Source organism: Heliorestis acidaminivorans (assembly GCF_008933955.1).
Taxonomy (GTDB): Bacteria; Bacillota; Desulfitobacteriia; order Heliobacteriales; family Heliobacteriaceae; genus Heliorestis; species Heliorestis acidaminivorans.
In genome coordinates this window covers 118,533-139,492 of sequence record NZ_WBXO01000003.1, presented here as the reverse complement: position 1 = coordinate 139,492, position 20,960 = coordinate 118,533, and the positions used below count along the sequence as shown (strand labels likewise).

18 protein-coding genes are annotated in these 20,960 nt (G+C 39.8%); 12 read left to right on the top strand and 6 right to left on the bottom strand.

Annotated features, from left to right (window positions below; all coding sequences use genetic code 11):
- Positions 1–142 precede the first annotated feature (142 nt).
- Both F9B85_RS05430 and speD (F9B85_RS05425) read left to right on the top strand, forming a co-directional pair.
- Positions 143–1,159, top strand: coding sequence for a methyl-accepting chemotaxis protein (locus tag F9B85_RS05430; protein WP_243138083.1), 1,017 nt, complete (start codon positions 143–145; stop codon positions 1,157–1,159).
- 220 nt (positions 1,160–1,379) lie between these two features.
- Positions 1,380–1,751, top strand: a complete 372-nt coding sequence (gene speD, locus F9B85_RS05425; protein WP_151619324.1) for an adenosylmethionine decarboxylase — start codon at positions 1,380–1,382, stop codon at positions 1,749–1,751.
- Between the two features lie 83 nt (positions 1,752–1,834).
- Here the strand turns inward: speD (F9B85_RS05425) and F9B85_RS05420 are convergent, their stop codons facing one another.
- Complete coding sequence (locus F9B85_RS05420; RefSeq protein WP_151619322.1) at positions 1,835–3,049, bottom strand: HD domain-containing phosphohydrolase; 1,215 nt, start codon at positions 3,047–3,049, stop codon at positions 1,835–1,837.
- 289 nt (positions 3,050–3,338) lie between these two features.
- Here F9B85_RS05420 and glgP point away from each other — a divergent pair, with 289 nt between their 5' ends.
- The 5 genes from glgP to F9B85_RS05395 all read left to right on the top strand — a co-directional run bounded on the left by glgP (position 3,339) and on the right by F9B85_RS05395 (position 8,651).
- A complete protein-coding gene (gene glgP / locus F9B85_RS05415) occupies positions 3,339–5,009 on the top strand; it encodes an alpha-glucan family phosphorylase (protein ID WP_279237725.1) in 1,671 nt (556 codons plus the stop codon).
- 214 nt (positions 5,010–5,223) lie between these two features.
- Positions 5,224–6,126: an RluA family pseudouridine synthase gene (locus F9B85_RS05410; protein ID WP_170270200.1), complete on the top strand. Its 903-nt coding sequence runs from the start codon at positions 5,224–5,226 to the stop codon at positions 6,124–6,126.
- Between the two features lie 70 nt (positions 6,127–6,196).
- On the top strand, positions 6,197–6,877 hold the full coding sequence (trmB, locus tag F9B85_RS05405; protein WP_151619318.1) for a tRNA (guanosine(46)-N7)-methyltransferase TrmB: 681 nt from the start codon (positions 6,197–6,199) through the stop codon (positions 6,875–6,877).
- A gap of 36 nt (positions 6,878–6,913) precedes the next feature.
- Positions 6,914–8,263, top strand: coding sequence for a magnesium transporter (gene mgtE / locus F9B85_RS05400; RefSeq protein ID WP_151619316.1), 1,350 nt, complete (start codon positions 6,914–6,916; stop codon positions 8,261–8,263).
- A 124-nt stretch (positions 8,264–8,387) separates the two neighbouring features.
- Positions 8,388–8,651: a hypothetical protein gene (locus F9B85_RS05395; RefSeq protein ID WP_151619314.1), complete on the top strand. Its 264-nt coding sequence runs from the start codon at positions 8,388–8,390 to the stop codon at positions 8,649–8,651.
- Positions 8,652–8,706: 55 nt separating this feature from the next.
- On the opposite strand, the gene F9B85_RS05390 is transcribed toward F9B85_RS05395, so the two are convergent.
- Positions 8,707–10,617, bottom strand: a complete 1,911-nt coding sequence (locus F9B85_RS05390; RefSeq protein ID WP_151619312.1) for an LTA synthase family protein — start codon at positions 10,615–10,617, stop codon at positions 8,707–8,709.
- A gap of 113 nt (positions 10,618–10,730) precedes the next feature.
- Between F9B85_RS05390 and F9B85_RS05385 the strand changes: the two genes are divergently transcribed.
- The 5 genes from F9B85_RS05385 (at position 10,731) to F9B85_RS05365 (ending at position 15,665) form a co-directional block, all read left to right on the top strand.
- The gene (locus F9B85_RS05385) at positions 10,731–11,312 is read left to right on the top strand and encodes a nitroreductase family protein (protein WP_151619310.1); all 582 of its coding nucleotides are present in this window, start codon (positions 10,731–10,733) and stop codon (positions 11,310–11,312) included.
- Positions 11,313–11,409: 97 nt separating this feature from the next.
- Positions 11,410–12,228, top strand: coding sequence for an adenosylmethionine decarboxylase (speD, locus tag F9B85_RS05380; protein WP_151619308.1), 819 nt, complete (start codon positions 11,410–11,412; stop codon positions 12,226–12,228).
- A 96-nt stretch (positions 12,229–12,324) separates the two neighbouring features.
- The gene (locus tag F9B85_RS05375; protein ID WP_151619306.1) at positions 12,325–12,963 is read left to right on the top strand and encodes a DUF4230 domain-containing protein; all 639 of its coding nucleotides are present in this window, start codon (positions 12,325–12,327) and stop codon (positions 12,961–12,963) included.
- 112 nt (positions 12,964–13,075) lie between these two features.
- Positions 13,076–13,717, top strand: a complete 642-nt coding sequence (locus F9B85_RS05370; RefSeq protein WP_151619304.1) for an HD-GYP domain-containing protein — start codon at positions 13,076–13,078, stop codon at positions 13,715–13,717.
- A 250-nt stretch (positions 13,718–13,967) separates the two neighbouring features.
- Positions 13,968–15,665: a methyl-accepting chemotaxis protein gene (locus tag F9B85_RS05365; protein WP_151619302.1), complete on the top strand. Its 1,698-nt coding sequence runs from the start codon at positions 13,968–13,970 to the stop codon at positions 15,663–15,665.
- A gap of 55 nt (positions 15,666–15,720) precedes the next feature.
- On the opposite strand, the gene hydF is transcribed toward F9B85_RS05365, so the two are convergent.
- The 4 genes from hydF to F9B85_RS05345 all read right to left on the bottom strand — a co-directional run bounded on the left by hydF (position 15,721) and on the right by F9B85_RS05345 (position 20,819).
- A complete protein-coding gene (gene hydF / locus F9B85_RS05360; protein ID WP_151619300.1) occupies positions 15,721–16,953 on the bottom strand; it encodes a [FeFe] hydrogenase H-cluster maturation GTPase HydF in 1,233 nt (410 codons plus the stop codon).
- Positions 16,954–17,015: 62 nt separating this feature from the next.
- Entirely contained in the window at positions 17,016–18,344 is a 1,329-nt protein-coding gene (gene hydE / locus F9B85_RS05355; RefSeq protein ID WP_151619298.1) for a [FeFe] hydrogenase H-cluster radical SAM maturase HydE, read from the bottom strand.
- A gap of 82 nt (positions 18,345–18,426) precedes the next feature.
- Positions 18,427–19,812, bottom strand: a complete 1,386-nt coding sequence (hydG, locus tag F9B85_RS05350) for a [FeFe] hydrogenase H-cluster radical SAM maturase HydG (RefSeq protein ID WP_151619296.1) — start codon at positions 19,810–19,812, stop codon at positions 18,427–18,429.
- 44 nt (positions 19,813–19,856) lie between these two features.
- Positions 19,857–20,819 (bottom strand): ketopantoate reductase family protein, encoded by a 963-nt coding sequence (locus F9B85_RS05345; protein ID WP_151619294.1) that lies wholly within the window; start codon positions 20,817–20,819, stop codon positions 19,857–19,859.
- Between the last annotated feature and the right edge of the window lie 141 nt (positions 20,820–20,960).

Here is a 20,960-nt window from a genome sequence, read left to right as displayed (position 1 = left end):
TTTTTCTTTCTTATAGAAACTATTCACAGTTTCTTGTAGATGTGGCATACTTCAAGTAACTACATATTACAGCTTCTACACATAGAAGTTCTTTTTCTAAAAAATTTTTACAGTGATGATCACAGTAAGGATGGTGCAAAAGATGAGTGAGAATAGGGAAGACTTAGTTGATGTTTCCTTGCTACTGAAAGAACTAAAAAAAGCAAATGGCCAGATGGGACAAGTAGTCAAAACAATTGATCAGATTACCAAGAAAACTAACCTCTTGGCTCTGAACTCTGCAATTGAAGCGGCTCGAGCTGGTGAAGCAGGTCGAGGATTCCGAGTCGTAGCCGATGAGATCAAAAAATTGGCCGATCAAAGCTTCTCTTCCACAAAAGTAAGTCATGAGCTCATTGAAAACATTCAAGGAAAAGCAAACGAAGTTATTGCTGTCCGAACAGCTGATGTAGCTTACGATACTATTGATAAGATCGACCGTAACCTTTTTGAACGTAACTGTGATGTGCAAGCTTGGGCTACTTTTGATAAGATCAAAAAATGCTTACAAGACGAATGTTACGATCTTTCACTGACGAAAGTCTTGCTTCGAAAAATTATTGATGTCTATGAAGTTTATTATGATCTTTTTGTCCTTAATGACCAGGGGATTGTAGTATCGGCAGGAATTCATCAAGATATGGTTGGACAGGACATGTCAAAAAGAAAATGGTTTCAAGAAACGATGCGTACCAAAGATGTTTATGTAACTGATCTTTATTACTCAGAATCATTAAAAGGTTATACCGTAGCCTACTCTTGTCCTATTCGAGATGATCAAGGTAAAATTTTAGGTGTTTTTACAACACGCTTTAACTGGGAGTATATTTATGACATATTAGACAAGGCGCGAATCGGCAGTACAGGAGATATTTTTGTCGTCAATAGTCAAGGTATGGTTATTGCCTCACGAGATCGTAATGGTATATTGACAAGAGATCTAAAACAATTGCAAGCTGTACAAAAGGCTATTGCTGGCGAACATTATGGTTATACCATAGAAAATGATGATACAGGTCGCATGCAGATGATTGGATATGCTCATACCCGTGGTTATAATGCTTACAAGGGTAAGAGTTGGTCTGTTATTGTTACAGAATTACTAGACAATCGACAATAGTACAATAGATGTGAATATTCAGCCTTTTTCACATTACTATTGATCTTTACTATTATTTTTGATATAAATATACTCATTGTGGGAACCAGGGTTCATCCAAAACGGGTTTTATATGAATATCACGGAAGAGGACCTGTTTAATTATATGATAGGTCTGACCCACCCCCGGATGAATCACGTAGGTCCCGGCATTCAAATTTGCTGGGAAGGGGGCCGTAAGATGGAATACTCCACTTTCGGGCGACATGTAGCAGTTGATACTTGGGGCGTAGACTTTTCTATGCTTAACGATGCAGACTTTTTGGAAGCTAAAATGATCGAAGCGGCTGAAATTGCAGGGGCAACTGTATTGTCTTCACAAAAAAAACAGTTCAACCCTCAGGGAGCTACTGTATTAGTACTCCTTTCAGAAAGCCATATCTCCATTCATACTTATCCGGAGAAAGGCTTTGCCGCTCTAGACTGTTATACTTGTGGTGATACTGTAGATCCACAAGTAGCTATTGGGCATCTAGTAAAAGTTCTAGATCCCAGGAAAACGTCGCTGAAAGTTCTTAAACGTGGTGACGGACCTATCGAAATCTTAAGGTAATCATAAAGAAGCACAAAAGCAGCCTAGTGTTATAGCACTAGGCTGCTTTTTTTCCTCTTACATACTTTCATTAGATATCGCTACTAGCATAATTTACTTTTCAATTCTTCGAAATCATGATAACGCTCAAGCAATAAATAAGTCAAATCTTTATCTAAGCTGTTATTTTTCACTGAAGAAAAAAGAATTTCAGTAATTTTTTCTTTTTTCATACCTAATCGATAAGGGCGATCTTCAGCTAAAGCGGAGAATATATCAGCAACAGCCACAATTCTACTTCCTGTGCTCAAAGAAGTTTTATCAATACAGAAAGGATAACCACGACCATCTAGTCGCTCGTGATGATAAGCGGCCCATTCAGCAATATCAGAAAAACCTGGAATATGATTTAAGATGTGATAAGTATGGTAGGTATGTTGCTTGATAAGATCATATTCTTCTGGAGATAAAGATCCATTCTTCTCTAAAATAGCTTCAGAAATGCTAAGCTTGCCAAGATCATGAAGTAAACCAGCTACCTCTATTTTGACAGCATCACAAGAGGAAAAGCCAGCCAAAGTAGCTAGCTTAGTAGCTGTCGTAGATACGAGGCGGGAATGGCGATGGGTAAAACGACTTTTGCTGTCAATAATGGTGGCAAATAAAGAGGCGATTTCTCTGATCTCTTTAGGTGCAACTTCCATATGCATTTCAGAATATAACATATCCTCAATAAGCTTATCTAAATATATTGAATCTAAGTCCAGCCAGAAACTATCTTTTGACGCTATCTCTAGCAACGGTTCTTTATACTCTGGTGGAAAATATGTACCAAAAAGGCTACAAATACGTTCGAGTGCGGAAGAACGTTGCGATAAAATGTAAGCAGGTGTCAAAAGTATTTCTAGGCGATCGGCAAGATGAATAAGGTAGCTAAGTTGAAGTAGATCTTTGTCTATAGGTGGTTCAGGCTTCTGAAACTGGTGATGATGATAACGGATGATCAACGCCAGATCGCTAAACTGAGGTACTTTGTTCAGAAACTGGTAGCCTTTCTCACAGTGAATTTCCGGCGAATTTATTTCCATGCTTGCTAAGGTGTGTTTATCAGCGAAAGTGATCGCACCAATATCGTGAAGCGTAGAAGCACAAAATAAGGTGTGCATTTTCTCTGGAGAAAGTTGCATAGTCTTACCGAGGGATAAAGCGATATAAGCAACACGACGATGGTGATTAGTTAAGCCTTTAGTTGTAAAATCTAAAGACATGGAGAGAGCAGACAGAAGACGGCTAACATCGATGGATAATAGAGTACTCACAGCTTACTGTTACCTCCCCTTTAATGCTTAGTAGTATTTTACCATAGCTCTATTAATTGTTGTCAAAAAAGATAAAAATGAATTATAGCTACTCTAGTAGAAAAAAGCAATTGTTCTTATCATAGATATTCATAAAATAGTGATAAAGTAAATACTGGATAATAAAAAGTATGATTGTAAGGATAAAAAAGCAAAAATTTGCAAAAAAATTCTCTTTACAACTAGATATTTGTTACCACTTTCGCTATTATATTGTTTAGACAAAGATCTCAGAAAGAGGTGTGGATCCTTGTTCAACTACAGCATAGGACCCGGACTCCCCCAGGTAGCCTACTTTTGTATGGAATACGGGCTATCAACTTCACTGCCCATTTATTCTGGAGGTTTGGGTATCCTAGCCGGTGATTACCTTAAAGCGGCCCGCGATTTGGGGCGACCTGTTGTGGCTATTGGTATCCTTTGGCGACAAGGGTACACTAATCAGTACATTGACCAAAACAGTCAGCCTTATGACACCTTTGCAGAGTATGACTTTGATGAGCTTGAGGATACAGGCGTGACTGTAACGGTCCGTGTACGTGGAGAAGATGTAGTCTGTAAAGTATGGCTATGTAATCATTTAGGTAATTCTCCACTGTACTTACTCGATGCTGGATATCCAGGCAGTCCCCATGCATGGATGACTAGAAGGCTCTACGGGGGTGGCAAGCAAGATCGAATTGCCGCCGAAATGATCCTAGGCATTGGCGGGGTAAGAGCTCTTCGTGCCTTGGGTGTGGAAGCCGATGTTTATCACTTTAACGAAGGTCATGCAGTTTTTGCTGGTGTTGAGTTAATTCGCGAAAAGATGAACTTAGGGCTGTCCTTCGAACGTGCCTGGAATGAAACTAGGCACCAAGTTGTCTTTACTACTCATACTCCTGTTGCCGCTGGTAATGAAGTTCATGATCACTCGCTATTACAACATATGGAGGCCTACAATGGGTTGCACTATGATCAAATGCGTGATCTTGGTGGCGATCCTTTCAGCATGACAGTAGCTGGTTTGAGACTTTCCTTTATGGCAAATGGAGTTTCCAAACTTCATGGTCGGACTGCACAGCGAATGTGGGGCCATTTAGAATCAATACCTTTGATTTTTTCCATTACCAACGGCGTTCATTCCGGAACATGGCAAGACCCCAGAGTCAAAGTGGCCTTCGAACGGAGAGCAGATCTCTGGTCTATTCACATGGATAACAAAAGAAAACTAATTCAATATATTGAGCAAAAGAAAAAGGTAAAGTTACGGGAAGATGCCTTACTCCTAGGCTTTGCTCGTCGAGCCGCCGAGTACAAAAGAGGCGATTTAATCTTCCGTAATGCTTCTATTATTGAACCTTATCTGGCTACAGGTCGTATTCAAATCGTCTTTTCCTCGAAAGCTCACCCTAATGATGGCATGGGTAAAGAATTGATTGCCCGTCTCGTCAAGTTCGAAAAGCTTTATCCTAACAGCGTTGTCTTTATTGAGAACTATAATATAGACATTGCGACCTTGCTCGTACAAGGTTGTGATATCTGGCTCAATAATCCTAGACGCCCCCAAGAAGCTTCTGGTACATCAGGAATGAAAGCGGCCATGAATGGTGTTCTTAATCTTAGCGTTGAAGACGGTTGGGTTGGCGAAGGAGTTCAAAGCGGCATTAATGGCTGGTTGCTTGACTTTCATCCAGGAGAAAGCTTATCGGAAAAAGAGCAGGACGAATGGGATATGCAATCCTTGTATAGAGTTCTTCTGCAAGAAGTAGTACCGACCTACTATAACGATCGCAAACGTTGGGTAGAAATGATGATTCTCAGCATCGACATGTCTCGTTGGCAGTTCTCTGCCCATCGTATGTGTCGTGAGTATTTTGACCTTATGTATACGCCAACAGTTAACAATGCTCGTAACTTATTAGCTCAGCAGACCGTTTAAGCAGATTCTAAGTAATAAGAGCAAACAAAAAAAGAAGATCCTTCCATCACGGAAGGTTCTTCTTTTTTTGCTTTATCTTCTTCTAGCCGGGAAAAGCTAAGCTTATCATAGTAGGATTACTTGTAAAGATAGTCCTTAAAAACCTTTCTGCTTGCCAGTATGATCATTTATAGGTACACTTTGTATAGGCAAAGAAATGGAGGAAGCATTGATTGTGACCAAAGATTGGTTAACCTATCCAATCAAGCCTGAGGAAGAAGGCAGAAAAATAGAATCCATTATGCGACATAGCCTGGGTTTATCGAGACGAATGAGACAAAAAGCGGCTCGCAACGATGCTTTTACTCTAAACGAAAAGAAAGCATATCTTGGCACAAGAGTAAGTGCTGGTGACGTATTAAAAATTCTTCTACACTTAGAAGAAGAAGGTCATTTAGCACCGGTAGAAATGGCTTTAGATATTGCTTTTGAAGATAAGGACGTTATTCTCCTCAACAAACCTTCGGGCATCGAAGTACATCCGCCAGAGCAAAGATCTGCTTTTCGCCCTACCTTAGCCCATGGGGTAGCCTACTATTTTGAAAAGATAGGCTTAAAGGCCAAAGTAAGGCCTCTTCATCGTCTAGATAAAGATACTTCGGGACTAGTGCTCTTTACCAAAAGTGCCTATGCACATCATGCCTTAGATCAACAACTTCAAGAGGGAAAGGTAAAGCGCTCCTATCAAACGATTTTACTGGGTACACCACCAGCAGAAGCAGGTACTATAGAGTTAGCTATTGGAAGAGATCCTCGTCATCCCTTGCGACGTAAAGTTTCAGAAGAAGGTGAAAGAGCTGTCACCCATTATAAAGTCTTACAAGTACTATCTAAAGATCTGAGTCTAGTAGAAGTACATTTAGAGACTGGTCGAACACATCAAATACGTGTACACTTCAGTCATTTAGGTATACCTGTGCTAGGTGATAGCCTCTACGGTGGACAGAGCATGCGTCTAAATCGACAGGCTCTTCACGCTAAAGCACTACGCTGGCTACAGCCACGGACGAAAGAGCCTATAGAAGTGCAAATAGACCTGCCGGAAGATATGCAAGCCTTACTTCCACCTCCACTATAGTTAATACAAAATATTATAAGCTTTATAACTTTGAAAGCTCTATAACAGCGATAGAAAGGAACGGTTTCAGATGCGGTTACGGCGCATTCCAGGTGCTAGAGAAAAACTCCTACAATATCCCCAATGGCTTGTTCTCGACCCTACAGAATATAAAGGCCGCTGGCGAGAATATTTTGCTGAAAAAACAGGACAAGGGTCAGAGCAAGAAAAAGAAGTACACCTAGAACTCGGTGTTGGCAAAGGTAACTTTATTAACACTATGGCTCAATCTTGTCCCGAGAAATATTGGCTCGGTGTAGAATTACGAGAAGAAGTACTCTTACAAGCCTTAGCAAAGGCAGAGGACTGGGAAGCACCGAATCTTACGCTTATCTGGTCAAATATCGAAAGATTGGCGGAATTTTTTGTTCCTGGAGAGGTCGATCGCATCTACCTTAATTTCTCCGATCCTTGGCCCAAAGCAAGACATAGCAAGAGAAGATTAACTTATACTAAGTTCTTAGATATTTACAAAGTGATATTGAAAAAGAACAGTGAAATTCATTTGAAAACAGACAATCGAGGTCTTTTTGAATTTTCTCTTGAAGAATTTCAAGCTAATGGCTTCAAGTTACGAGAAGTTACTTTTGATCTTCATCAGGAAAAAGAAATAGAAGAGTTCGATCTATCAGCCCGCGTTATGACCGAATACGAAAAAAAGTTTAGTAGCCAAGGTCAACCGATCCATCGCTGTGTCGCTCAGTGGACATAGTACAATAGTTTCAGACTGCTTGCTGGAGGATTGTGGATGATCGATGAAGAGCGCAAGAAAACAATTGAAGAACTTGTTCACCAAAAAAGCTGGTTAGCACTGCGAGAAGAGCTAGCGGAGTGGCCTTTGCCGGAAGTGGCCGATCTTTTGCTAGAACTAGAAAAAGCCGATCGTGTCCTTGTTTTTCGCATGTTGCCCCGACGTATTTCCGGCGATGTCTTTTCTTATATGGAATCGGAACATCGCAAAGGTCTCTTAAAAGACTTAACAGATGAAGAGACTCGTCATCTTCTTGCGTCCCTTACGCCTGACGATCGGACAACCCTTTTTGAAGAACTACCTGGCCAAGTAACACAGCACTTATTGAACTTACTAAGTGCTGAAGATTTACATGAAACACGACAATTGTTAGGTTATCCAGAAGAGTCAGTAGGTCGTTTGATGACGCCCGACTATGTAGCTGTGCGGCCAGAGTGGTCTGTTAGCGAGGCTCTAGATCATATACGCAATAAAGGGAAAAGAAGCGAGACAATCAACGTAATTTATGTTACCGATGATTCTTGGAAGCTTCTTGATGCTTTAGAACTACAAAAATTTATCTTAGCCCGTTCGAATGATAAGGTACAGCAGATCATGGATGATAGCTTTGTCAGCCTTAATGCTTTTGAAGATCGAGAGCAAGCTGTTTTTGTTATGCAGAAGTATGATCTTTTTGCTTTACCTGTAGTTGATACTGACGGAGTTCTCATCGGTATGGTCACCATTGATGATGTCTTTGACGTGGCACAAAAAGAAGCCACCGAGGACTTTCACAAAGGTGCTGCTGTGACTCCTTTAAAAACTAGTTACCGAGAAGCATCAGTTTGGTCTCTATATCGCAAAAGGGTAGGATGGTTGATGACGCTAGTCGTCGTAAACTTGGCTTCTTCTGGTGTAATTGCCGCTTATGAAGATATGCTTTCTGCCGCAATCGCTTTAGCTTTTTTTATTCCTTTGCTTATTGATAGCGGAGGTAATGCAGGAGCTCAGTCAGCTACACTTATGGTTCGTGCTATCGCTACTGGCGATATAAAAATGGATCAATGGGTTAAAACAATCAGCAAAGAGATGAAAGTAGGTATAGCTATTGGTCTCACGATGGCACTGGGAAGTATGATTCTTGGTTACTTCCGTGGTGGCTTTGAGATCGGTATTGTTGTAGGACTTACCATGATTACACTTGTGGTTGCAGCAAATATTATTGGCACGCTTTTGCCCTTCTTGCTGTTGAGATTACGATTTGACCCAGCAGTAGCTAGTGGTCCACTTATAACTTCCATCATCGATGCTGTAGGTCTCCTTATTTACTTTTCCATTGCTACAGTTGTACTCGGCCATATGGGCTAGAGAGCTTAGCATAAGCAAAAAGCAGTGAGTCATATCAAGACTCACTGCTTTTTTATTGCCCAAAAACCTTTTTATGGAAAAAAGTATATACTGAACTAATGGTTGGTAAAGGAGGTGCTTTTAGATGGATAAAAAATTACCAGTCAGAAAGAAAAGAGTTCGCCCTAAATCAATTGTATCACCACTGCAATATCGCAAGAGAGCAAGAGCCTTGCTTGGTAAAGTTGTTGTTCTACAAACGAGGTTTCGTACTTTTGTAGGATGTCTTGTAGAAGTAAAAAAAGGCTATGTTGCACTAAAAGTTTTTAGTCGAGTTGGTCGAGTTTTCATAACTATTCGCATTCCTGTACGAAGTATTCGTAGACTCATTGCTTTTCCTTGCCCTTAATCAAAAAAATTCTCAAAAGGAAAAGACCTTGGTCGGTAAGGACCAGGGTCTTTTCCTATCCATCACTCCCCGTAGCTACAGGCATTCGGAGAAACTCTAGGCCGTATTGACGTCCAAACATGAGATCATACTGCAGGAGCCAGAACTGCTCTTCTAGATGCTGAAGTTCTTCAGGCACTTGGCTTAATAAATTACTTTCATGATCTATAACCAAAGAAGCAATATAACCAGGGAAATGAGCTTGAAAGTTATCTAAGAAATAGTAATAGAGTGGTAGTTCAATATTAGCCATACGGAAGATATAAGGGGGCAAAAAAGATGTGCTCAAGCCTTGAAGGGTAAATCTTTCTTGTTCATAATTGCTCCAAAGTAGAAAAGGGACTTCTCTCATCCGAGCATACTCTTCCAAAGACCAATCTTTTTCTTGTCTTTCAATAAAGCCTGCTTCTCGATAGATAGAATGATTAGCTCCTAAGAAAGGCAGATGATCGCCAAAGAGTAAGATTAAGGTAGGCTCTGGTGATTGCTCATAATGTTCTACGAGTAACTGCAGTGAGCGATCGACATCTACAACTCCTTGAGTAAAAGTTTCAAGACTAGCTATAGAAGCAGGGGCAAGGTCACCGCTAACCTTAACTTCATTCTCTTCATAACGATTGGCTTCATAGGGACCATGGTTTTGCATCGTTACGGCGTAGACGAATACAGGTTCTTCATGACTTTCCGTTTGTTCAATAATAAAGCGTGATACTTCTTCGTCAGCTACATAAGGTCCGCGATAGTAAGAGCCTTCAAAAGCTTCGATGCTATAAAAATGGTCAAAGCCTAAATGACCATAAACTTCTTCGCGATTCCAAAACCATCTCGAATAAGGATGGACTCCTATAGTGTGATAGCCTTCTGCTTTTAGTAGACTAGCCATCGATGGTGTAGATCTTTTGATATGCTGTTGATAAGGCACAGAACCAGGCGGTAGATAATTCATAGAAAAACCAGTAAGCACTTCAAACTCTACATTAGAGGTATTACCACCAAAAACAGGTGAAAGCAACGTGCCTGTGCTATAATGCTCTTGCAAAGAACGGAAAAAAGGCATGGGATCAGCACTAAAGCTTACATTTTCTAACCTTGTTGGATCCCAGAAAGCTTCATTCATAATTACTATAATATTAGGCTTCTTTTTAGGCCAAGCTTCAGGCCATGCTACGGGAGCTACTGTTCGATTTTTTGCAGAAGCTACTTTTTCTTCAAGATCGGTAGCAATGGTCTCAATTGCTTGTGAATGATACCCTGAAGGAGACGTAACAACAGCACTTTCGATATTCATCACGAAAGCTAACAAAGATCCATTAATCTCATAGTTCAAGCTCTGCATCCAGACATGCTCATGAATTTTCATATCTTCTCGAATCATGGACTCAATGTTAGGTGATGATTTATAAAAGGCGATAGAGTAAATCAATAGAATGGAAAGGACAGCGCCAGTAATACGAAACCAGAGATTGACTTTTGCAGCTGGCAAAAATTTGCGCAATAGGAAGATAGCTAACACGACCAGGCCAATTAAGAGCAAATCAGAGAAACCTGTCTCCTTGGCCAAAACAGGAAATAGCTTGATTACTTGTTGATAGAAGAGTAAGTCCCAAGGGAAGAAAGGATCGCCGAGAAACTGAAGTTTATATAAGTTAATGAGAGCAAAAAGAAGTAATAGCAAAGTAGCAAGGGATAAGCTAAGATAAAAAGAACCTACAATAGCTATGACAAGGGTAGAAAATGAAAGAGCAATTAAGTAGTTCAGAAGTATAATTTGACGACTACTTGTAAGCCAAGAAAATAGTTCCCCTATAGAACCTCTATGGATGAATTCTACTGCCAAAAGTAGTAGAAAAGGAAGGAGCAACCAAAGCAAAAACATTATGGGAATTGCCCACAAAGAACGGTTAGGAGCAAATATATTTTTCATCATTGGTTTTACCAAGCCACCTACCTTAATTTCAAGTAACTAAAGAAAGCATAGCTGAAGAAAAGCACTTTGCCAATAGAAGGTAACTATTTTTATAATAAAAGGAGTTTTCCTGTATGAGCCATATCAAAGCATTAATCAACGCTAATCGAAGCTATCGACGTTTTCAAGAAAATCATGTTATCGAAAGAGAGACTTTGAAAGAGTTAATTGATTTAGCCCGTTTATCGCCTTCAGCCGCTAATTTACAGCCCTTGAAGTATATCATATCCTCTAATCAAGAAAAAAACGAACTGATTTTTCCTCATCTAGCCTGGGCAGGATATCTAAAAGAATGGATAGGTCCTGTGGAAGGAGAAAGACCTTCTGCTTATGTTATCGTACTTAGAGATAGGCAAGTTACGCCCAAGCCTTTTCCAGTGCCCCTAGATTGCGATCATGGTATAGCTGTTCAATCAATCCTTTTAGGTGCTGTTGAAAAAGGACTAGGTGGATGTATTATTGGGGCATTACAAAGAGATAAGTTAGCTGAAGCTCTAGCAATTCCAGAACAATATGAGATCTTACTTGTTATTGCCCTAGGGAAACCTATTGAAGAAATAGTTATCGAACCATTGCAAGGCGATATAAAGTACTGGCGTGACGATCAGAAGGTGCATCATGTGCCCAAACGTAATCTAAAAGATATCATTTTATAAGTGCAAAAATTGACTTAACAGATTAGATATTGCAACTTTTTGTCACATGACGTAAAGTAGTATCATTACATTGAAAGCTAAGAGGCAGGCGAAGACAATGGAAGTAAAACCTTTTAAAAAATTGAAGCTATATGGATTTAACAACCTAACCAAAACATTGAGTTTTAACATGTACGACATCTGTTATGCTAAAACGCCAGAGCACAGAAAATCTTACATTGAGTATATCGATGAAGAATATAATGCTGAGCGTCTAACAAGCATTCTAACAGAAGTTTCTAACATCATTGGTGCTAATATTCTAAATATTGCTAAGCAAGATTATGATCCTCAAGGAGCAAGTGTCACAATGTTGATATCTGAGGGACTAGTTCCTGAAGATTGTTCTCAAGAAGGAGAGTCTCCAGAAGAAGATAACTGCACTCCTGATTCTGTTGTCTGCCACCTAGATAAAAGTCATATTACAGTACACACATATCCGGAAAGCCATCCTGATAAAGGAATTAGTACTTTTCGGGCTGATATAGATGTTTCTACTTGTGGTCATATTTCACCTTTGAAAGCCTTAAACTACCTACTCAACTCATTTAATCCTGATATTGTAATTACCGACTACCGCGTGAGAGGCTTTACGCGTGATGTGACAGGTAAAAAATACTTCATTGACCATAAAATTAACTCCATTCAAAACTATATTGAGAGCGATACGCGTAACCTTTACCAGATGATCGACGTGAATGTATATCAAGAAAATATTTTCCATACTAAAATGATCTTGAAAGAATTTGATTTGGACAATTATCTATTTGGTACTGCCAAAAAAGAACTTTTACCAGGTGAGAAAAAGAAAATTAAACAGCGTCTCAAAAAAGAAATGTATGAAATTTTTTATGGACGCAATATCCCCAAAGTCTAAAACTTTGCTTCTCATAAAGTAAGGTGAACAGGCATAACTCTTCCAGTAGACAAACTGTATTCAGCGTGGGTTTGGCTAAGCAAGGAGGGAAGAGCATTGATACGTTTAGCAACGAAAGCTATTCCAGGTCTGTTGGTGCTTATTATCGCGATCTTATTAATCCTTTCCTTGAACCAACTATATAAGCAAAAAGATCCAGAAAAAAGTAAGATTGTTATGTACCTTAATGAGATTCGGGAAGTGGCCAAACTCGTTACCTTAGAACACAATGCTTCAATTACCATTGCTATCGACGATCCTTTGCGCTGGCATGACTTTGGCCTAGTAGGCACTTTGACGAGTCTTGGGTCCGAACCAGTGCCCAGGACTTCGATCAAGTACATAGCTGTAGGGCAGGGAACAGTGCTTATTGGAATTGATGCTGACAAAATTGAGCTAATAGAACAACCTCAAGGAGAACTAATTCTACAATTGCCCCAACCAGAAGTCCTCTATCAATTTATTAACGTAGACTCCTGGGAAGTTCTCTATCAGCAAGAACCTTATGTGCGCAAGTTTATAAAACCTCTGAACAGAGAAGAAATTAGAAAACTAGAAGCAGAAGCCTTAACTGCTCTCGTTCAAGAAGTGCAGGAAAATGGGCTATTAGAGGAAGCTGCAGAAAAGGCTAAATTAGAGATAGAAAAGCTATTAGAAGAAAAAGAAATTGCAACGGTGAAAATTGCTCAAGCATAAGAGACCTTGGTCCTATGAAAAGTCATGACCAGGGTCTTATTTTATTTTCGTCAATAATAGCATAAGATGAAGACAAAAGAAGGAAATATAAATTATTTATGGAGGTGGTAGCATGAGTAAGGTTTTAATTACTGATAGGCAATATAAAGCAATTGTAGAACAGACACATCAATTATTAGCGGCTCTTCATGCTCATCATGCACCAACCTATTACCATAGTTTACAAGTAGGTAAAGTAACACAAGCTTTTTTGCGTTATCTAGAATGGTCTCCACAAGAGATTATTTTAGGTACAACGGCAGCACTTCTTCACGATATAGGGAAGTTACGTGTAGACAAAGAGCTTTGGTCTAAAGAACAAGGAATTACCATTCTTGAATATATTCAAATGGATGCCCATCCTGTACACAGTCAAAACATTCTTATGGAAGGGGCTGTTTTTCCTCCCCTGATCATTGAAGCTGTAGTACAGCATCATGAAAGACCTGATGGAACTGGTTATCCTAATAAGCTAAAAGGTACTGAGATTTCAGTACTTGCCAAGATTATATCAATTGTTAGCGATTATTTAGCACTTCAAGAAGTTAGACCAGGTCAGCCTATGCGAAATGCCTTTCAAGTTATGACGCACATGGATGAGCATAAAGAGCATTATGACCAAGAAATATTCGAGCAATGGCAAGAGTATTTGAGACTATCTAGAGGTACTCTACAACACAATAAAAAGACAATGCAAAGAACAATAAGCGCCTAAAACCTTTTTCTTCGCAAGAGACAGCGAAGAAAAAGGTTTTTCTATTTTAGAAATCTTATGCAAAAATAACAGCTTATTAACATGAGAAGCAAAAGAAGAAGGAAAAACATCACAAGGTGTCGAAATACGTCGAAAAGGCACTTAAAAGAATTATAGAAATATCTTAACATAGGTGCTAATTTACAAGGTTGGATGTAACTTGTCTTGCTATGATGCTTGACTTACTCTTGTTGAAAGGAAGGAAAAGATATTGAAATTCAGAACAAGGTTGCTTATTGCATTTAGTATTTTAATCCTCTTTACATCGGTACTCGGAGCTTTTTCTTATCTATCTTCTCAAAATATGTTAGAAAGAAACCATGAATTTTACAACGATCGCTTTATTCCCATTGTTGACCTTACCAGGGTGGAAGAAAAATTATTTGAAATAAGAACAAATGTTCTAGAGATGGTCGTGGATTCAGAAGAAAGCAATCGAAAAAGTGCAGTAGTAGAAGTACGAGATAATATTAAAGAAATTGAACAATTGATCGGCAAGTATGAAGAAACTTATTTAATTGAAGAGGAACAAGCTGGTTTGGTAGTTTGGCACAAAGCTTGGGAAGATTATAAAATAGTTGTGGAAAAGAACTTGACTCTAGTTGAGAATAACAATATAGACTCAGCCAGAGCTGGTGCTCTTTCTGGTGGCAAGGCTTTTGAAGAAGCAAAATCTGCTGTTTTTAGACTTATTGAAGTTAATATTAGCCGTGGTGAAATTCTTCATAGCGAGTCTGTAAGAGATGGACAGCAAACAATTACAGCCGCTTGGATGCTTTCGCTACTAAGTATTGTACTTGGTGTGCTAATTGCTATTGTAGTTAGTCGTTCAGTAGTCATTCCGCTCAATGCTTTGTACGAAAAGATTAATGAGATAGCAGAACAGGGTGGCGATTTAACGCAAAAAGTATCTATTAACAGCAAAGACGAAGTGGGTCAGTTGGCGGAAGCTGTAAATAAGCTAATCTCTAAGCTCCGTTCTATTGTTGCAGATGTAGCCGCAACGGCTCAGGATGTATCAGAAAAATCACAGGAATTGGCAATGAATAGTGATGAAAGTAGTAAGGCTACAGAACAAGTTGCTATTACTATTGGAGAAATAGCAAAAGGAAATCAGGAAGTTGCCACAGCTGTGAATAATTCTGTATCTGTTCTAGGTCAGATTCAAGCTTTAGCTTCAAATACAGAGGTAGTAGTAGATAATGCTTCTATAGAAGCTAAGAAAGTTGAAAATGCTATTGTCTTAGGTCAAGAAAAAATAGATCTACAGAGAGAAATGATGGATCGTAACCGGGCGATTTCTATTACTGTAGCGAAAGCTATTGGTGACCTAGATGATCGTTCTAAGTCAATTCAAAAGATTGTACAGACCATATCGGGAATTGCGACTCAAACTACCCTACTAGCTTTTAATGCGGCCATTGAAGCCGCTCGAGCAGGTGAAAGTGGACGGGGCTTTGCAGTTGTAGCTGATGAGGTCAGAAAGTTAGCAGAAGAATCATCACAATCTACGGGAGAGATTATTACATTAATAGATGGTATTACTTCTAGTATTACTGTGGCAGTAACTCAGGTTAGTGAAGTAGAGTCTATTGTACAAGAGCAGTCGCACTCCGTAGAGGAAACGAAAGCTCTCTTTGAAGAGATTAAAATAGCTATGACAGGCATGCTTAAAGAGATCTCGTTAATGACCCTAAAGTCTAATGAAATCATGAACTCTGTAGATGGATTAAACAAAGATATGCAAAATATTTCAGCTATTACAGAGGAAGCTTCAGCAGGGACAGAAGAAGTTTCTGCTTCATCGGAAGAACTAACAGCAAGCATAGAACAACTGTCTGCTATGGCGGCTATGCTATCTGAGCAAGGTGAGAAGCTAAAGGATATGATGGCTCAGTTTAGATATTAGGTAATTAGAAAGGACCTCACGACAAGTAGCGTTACTCGTAGTGAGGTCCTTTTTTTTATTGAAAAGATATTTTTCGCAATGGTTCTATGGCTCTTGCATGTATACCGGCAAAGTGAGCTAATAAAATACCGTAATTCACGATAGGTACACCGGCTACTTTGGCTCTTGTAATCCGAGATAGCATTTGTTTGCGGTTAATCATACAAGCACCACAGTGGACGATTAAGTTGTAAGAGCTTAGATCCTCCGGCATCGTTTGGCCAGAAGCAAACTGGAAATTTAGTTTCCCGCTAGCTTTTTTTTCCAGCAATTTGGGGATCTGTACTGTACCGATATCTTGATGCTGTCTACGATGAGTACAAGCTTCAACAATAAGTACAGATTGACCTGGCTCAAGCTTTTCAATTTTCTGTAATCCTTCGTTAAGCTCCTTAATATCACCCTTATAACGAGCCATTAGTATGGAAAAGCTGGTTAGAGCCATTTGCGGTGGTAGTAGTTCCTTCACCTGATGAAAAGCTTGAGAATCTGTAACGACTAGAGTAGGTGGAGAAGCCATTTTGCTTATTGATTCAGTTAGATTTTCTGGTTGCACCACAATAGTTATAGCTTGGTGATCGAGAAGTTCTCGTAAAGTTTGTACTTGAGGTAGGATTATTCGTCCTTTAGGTGCTGAATCATCAATAGGCACTACTAGAATGACTACATCTCCAGGGTTAATCAGATCTGCGATAATGGGAGGTGCTTCTTCTCGTTCTTGTGCTACTTTAATCAGCTCGTCGAGAAGAGAGGTCAGCCCTTGGCCTGTTCTAGCGCTGACGAATACAGACGGCACTTCTATATTTTTCAAGTCATTAGAGTCTTGGCAACATAACTTTTGCTCTTCTGTTGAAAGTAGATCTATTTTATTCCACACTATAAGGACAGGAAGAGCTGATGATTGCAAGATTTGAAGCCACTGCCGATCCTCTTCTGTCCATCCAGTTGTAGCTTCTAAGACTAGTAAAGCTACGTCTGTTTTGGCAAATACTTCTCGTGTTTTTTTTACTCGGAGAGCTCCTAACTCACCTTCGTCATCATAACCAGGTGTATCAATAAGTACAACTGGACCAAGGGGCAGAATTTCCATTGGTCGGTAGACCGGATCTGTTGTTGTCCCCGCCTGTGGTGAAACAATAGCCGCTTCTTGATTCGATAGTGCGTTAATCAAGCTAGATTTCCCGCTATTTCGACGCCCTAACAAAGCAATATGCAATCGTTCACCTCTAGGTGTATCTTGAAGACTCAATATCTACGAACTCCCTTCCGAACCTATAGCTATTTAATAATCAACTAACTATGTTGGAAAACTTATTTTCTCGTTGGCCAATTCAAGTATGCAGGTATCTCCCGCTTGGCCTCAAGAATAGAGCGGCAAGCAAAATCAAGGTCAACTTTAGCCTTGTTCTTATAGAGATGATAGTGAGAGCGAACTTCTTCAGGCGTATGAGTAAGCATAATAGAGTTAGCCCCCCATTGTAAGCCTAGACGTTGTCCGTCGGGGTGGAGGCTAGCTAAAGCTGTGGTAGAAGGGATAAAGACACGGCCACAAAGTAACCGTGTAACAGCGTAAACGCGCAGTGTAATAGCAAGATCTCCAGCTGGTTGATTAGCTAAGGGTGTACCTGCCGCCGGTAAGAAAGGACCAATACCAATCATATTCGCACCAAGCTGACGCCAGTAAAGAATATCTTGCGCTAGAGAGGCTACTTTCTGTCCAGGCAATCCTACTAGACCGCCCGTACCAAGCAAAAAGCCTGCTTCACGAAGCCAGAGTAGGTGCTGCATGCGTTCTTCTAAATCATCGTCAGGATGGACTTTGCTGAAAAGTTCATGATCTGTTGTTTCAATTCTTAATAAATAATTGTTAGCGCCTGCTTGACGAAAAGCTTTATAATCGGCCAAAGATCGTTCGCCTAGGCTTAAAGTAATGCGTAGCTTGAAACGTTCTTTAATAGCTTCAATCATTTTTATAATGGAAGCTGTCTCGTTTTCCTGCTCTTCTCCCGATTGCAAGATAACAGTACGAATACCCATGTTGTATATATCTTCAATAGCTTGCATGGTTTTTTCTAGATCTAGGCGATAACGTGTTAGTTGGATGTTGCTTTTTCGAAGGCCACAATAGTGACAATCTTTGCGACAAATGTTGCCAAATTCAACAGCACCGCGAACATCAACAACATCGCCTAATGTTTCTTGACGAAGTGCCTCAGCAGATAAGCGTAGAGCTTCTTCATCCTCTACTGTTGGAGGAGACAAAAGATAAGTGACTTCTTCTACAGTCCAATCTTGTTGATCCCGACAACGTAAAAGTGCATCACCATATGCTGTTGTTTTTATTGATTCTAGAGCTTCATGCCAAGCAGGACCAGCTGGACGACGACGCCAGGGCTCTAAATATGTGGGGATAAGGGACTGTAAGCTCATTAGTTCTTTTACTTCTGGTGCTAACAACCCGGAAAATACAATTGCTGTTGTACAAACAGGACCATAACCTTTAGGTGTTGGAATAAAATCGCCTTGCAAGCCGGCCTGCTCCATCTGTTGTTGAGCTTGTAAGGTTTGTTGCATAGAAGGAAATATAAGTAGCCACCGTTCGTCAGAAGTAGCAGTAAGGTACTTGTTCAGTAAAGACATCAGGAAGCCCCTTTCTAATCGAAAAACCTTACTGTATATAATAGGCAAAAGCTTATCTTAGACTTATTTACACTTATTAAAGTTAGATAAAGAGATCTCTTTTTCCGCTTTGTAGTTCACTCAGGTTCTTCTTCAAGGTCGTCGCTTGTGAAGCTGGTAGTTTCTCGATTTCTTGCTTTATCAATTGCTGACCTAGTTTTCGGCTTTTTTCATTGCCGTAATCGATTAGGTACTCTTCTAAAGTAAGTAAAGCATTAGGACTACAGAGTTTATGAATTATACCAGACTTAGCTAGTTCCATAAAAGCTTCTCCCGTTCTTTCATTGCGATAACAAGCAGTACAAAAACTTGGGATAAAGCCTTCTTCCATGATGGAACAAAGGACTTCTTGGAGAGGTCGATGATCTTCTAGACAAAATTGACCTTCAAGAGGAGCGCTTGTTGTCTCTAAGGACTCTTTGCTTAGAGGAGCGTAACCACCTGGTTGAGTTGATGAGCCAGCACTAAGCTGAGAAACGCCAAGATGTAGTAAGTCGGTGCGTAAGGTAGCAGATTCTCGAGTGGAAAGAATAATTCCTGTATAAGGTACGGCCAAGCGAAGAATAGCTATGATTTTTTTGAAAGTCTCATCGTCTACGGGAGCTGGAATCGCTGTAAGAGCCATTCCTGGTGCTTTTTTTATACGGGGCACTGAGATAGTATGAGGACCAACTTTATATTGTTCATCAAGGAGTCGGGCATGTTCAAGGAGCGCTAGCACTTCAAAAGAATAGTCATAAAGGCCAAAAAGAACACCTAAGCCTACATCGTCAAGTCCGGCTTCAATAGCACGGTTCATTGCTGTCAAGCGATAAGAATAGTCTTTCTTAGGACCAGAAGGGTGTAGGTATTCGTATTGTCTGGGGTGGTACGTTTCTTGAAAGAGTTGATAAGTACCAATTTGTGCTTCTTTTAAGATTCTAAATCCTTCTACCGAAAGAGGGGCACAATTTATATTAATGCGACGAATATCGACAGCCTTATAGACAGATTCAACAATGGAAGCAATCCCTTCTGCTTCAGCATCAGGCAGAGCTTCCCCTGTAACAAGCAAGAGCCTACGATGGCCTTCTTGGGCTAAAAACTTAGCTTCCTGTTGAACCTCAGGCAGAGAAAGGCGACGGCGTGGCAAACTTTCATTGGCCTGGCGAAAGCCACAGTATAAGCAATTGTTTATACAGTAATTACTTGTATAGAGAGGCGCAAAAAGTACAATGCGCTTACCATAAATTTCTTCTTTTACCTTGGCGGCTGTGTCATATAAGTGCTGTAATAAGGCAGGGTCTTGTAGATTAAGTAGATAAGCACTTTCTTGAAGAGTTAGCCCCTTTTTCTCTTTACCTTTAGTAATAATTTCTTGGATAAGTACTTTGTCGAGCTTTTTTGCTTTCTCGAGGGCCTCGTAGATTTTGGCCAATTGGATATTCATAAAAAGAGCCCTCCTGTAAAATCAAAAACTTTGGCTATATCTATTTAGGGTTTTCTCATATTAGGTTTTTTCATAAGTTTTGTTTCTTTTGCTTTTACTAGTTTAGCGATTACTTCGTTAACTGGCGTCGCTACGGCGTATTTTTTGCCCAAAGCAACGACTGCTCCGTTTAAGGCATCGATTTCTGTTCTACGCCCTCTTTGAATATCTTGTAACATAGAAGGATGATGTGATGCTGTTATAGGTACGAGTTGATCATAAAAGGCTTTCAGGTAAGCCTCCTGGTCAGGCCAGAGTGTCTTTTGTCCCATCGCATCCAATAAAGAAAAGATTTCTGCAATTATATGATTCATAATTTGGCGAGAATGGTCTAATTCAGCTAGTGTACCATAATTTACTTCCAATATAGCACCTAAAGAGTTCAGAGCAGAATTATATATGATTTTACTCCAGATATATTTCATAACATCTCTTGATGAACCTGTTGGAATGTTAGCTTCACAAAAAGTTTTAGCGATTTCCTCTAGGATATGTAATGGAACTTGCTCTGTTGGTGAACCAATGATTACATCATCAGCTATGACAGTTACTTTTGATTGACCCAAGGCAAGAGTTTCCGCTCCAAAAATAACTCGAGCTAGAATTAGCTGATCTCTGGGAATATATTTGACCGCTTGCTCATAGTTACCAAAACCATTTTGGGCCAAAAGTACGTAGCTTTTTTTGGAAAGCAGGGGTTCTATTTGTCGAGCTGTCTCTTCTGTATCAAAACTTTTTACTGTTACAATTACCAGATCGGGACTATCTTGTAGCTCAGAAAGCTCTGTTATGAAGGTGCATTTTTTCGTTTTATGGTCTCCCCAAATCCCTGTTACTTTTAACCCTTCTGTTTGTAAGGTAGGTAAGGCTTTAGGGCGCACAAAAGCGGTTACATTATGACCTTTGTTTTGGAGAAAGGTTGCATAGACGGTGCCTAAAGCGCCAAGGCCGTAGATTAATACATTCATAATAAGACCGACTCCCTTTAGATAACTATAATGGCCTTATGTTATCATTTGCCCATTCACCTGGCAATGAAGGAAGCAGGATTTTCAAAGGAAGACTACGAAATATGTTTTTGTAAAAAAAGTAAAGATTCTGGAGAAATA

Coding starts and splice junctions, on each gene's coding strand:
- F9B85_RS05430 (WP_243138083.1), top strand. CDS start 143: ATGAGTGAGAATAGGGAAGACTTAGTTGATGTTTCCTTGCTACTGAAA.
- speD (WP_151619324.1), top strand. CDS start 1,380: ATGGAATACTCCACTTTCGGGCGACATGTAGCAGTTGATACTTGGGGC.
- F9B85_RS05395 (WP_151619314.1), top strand. CDS start 8,388: ATGGATAAAAAATTACCAGTCAGAAAGAAAAGAGTTCGCCCTAAATCA.
- F9B85_RS05385 (WP_151619310.1), top strand. CDS start 10,731: ATGAGCCATATCAAAGCATTAATCAACGCTAATCGAAGCTATCGACGT.
- F9B85_RS05390 (WP_151619312.1), bottom strand. CDS start 10,617: ATGATGAAAAATATATTTGCTCCTAACCGTTCTTTGTGGGCAATTCCC.
- F9B85_RS05370 (WP_151619304.1), top strand. CDS start 13,076: ATGAGTAAGGTTTTAATTACTGATAGGCAATATAAAGCAATTGTAGAA.
- speD (WP_151619308.1), top strand. CDS start 11,410: ATGGAAGTAAAACCTTTTAAAAAATTGAAGCTATATGGATTTAACAAC.
- mgtE (WP_151619316.1), top strand. CDS start 6,914: ATGATCGATGAAGAGCGCAAGAAAACAATTGAAGAACTTGTTCACCAA.
- trmB (WP_151619318.1), top strand. CDS start 6,197: ATGCGGTTACGGCGCATTCCAGGTGCTAGAGAAAAACTCCTACAATAT.
- hydG (WP_151619296.1), bottom strand. CDS start 19,812: ATGAATATCCAATTGGCCAAAATCTACGAGGCCCTCGAGAAAGCAAAA.
- F9B85_RS05345 (WP_151619294.1), bottom strand. CDS start 20,819: ATGAATGTATTAATCTACGGCCTTGGCGCTTTAGGCACCGTCTATGCA.
- hydE (WP_151619298.1), bottom strand. CDS start 18,344: ATGTCTTTACTGAACAAGTACCTTACTGCTACTTCTGACGAACGGTGG.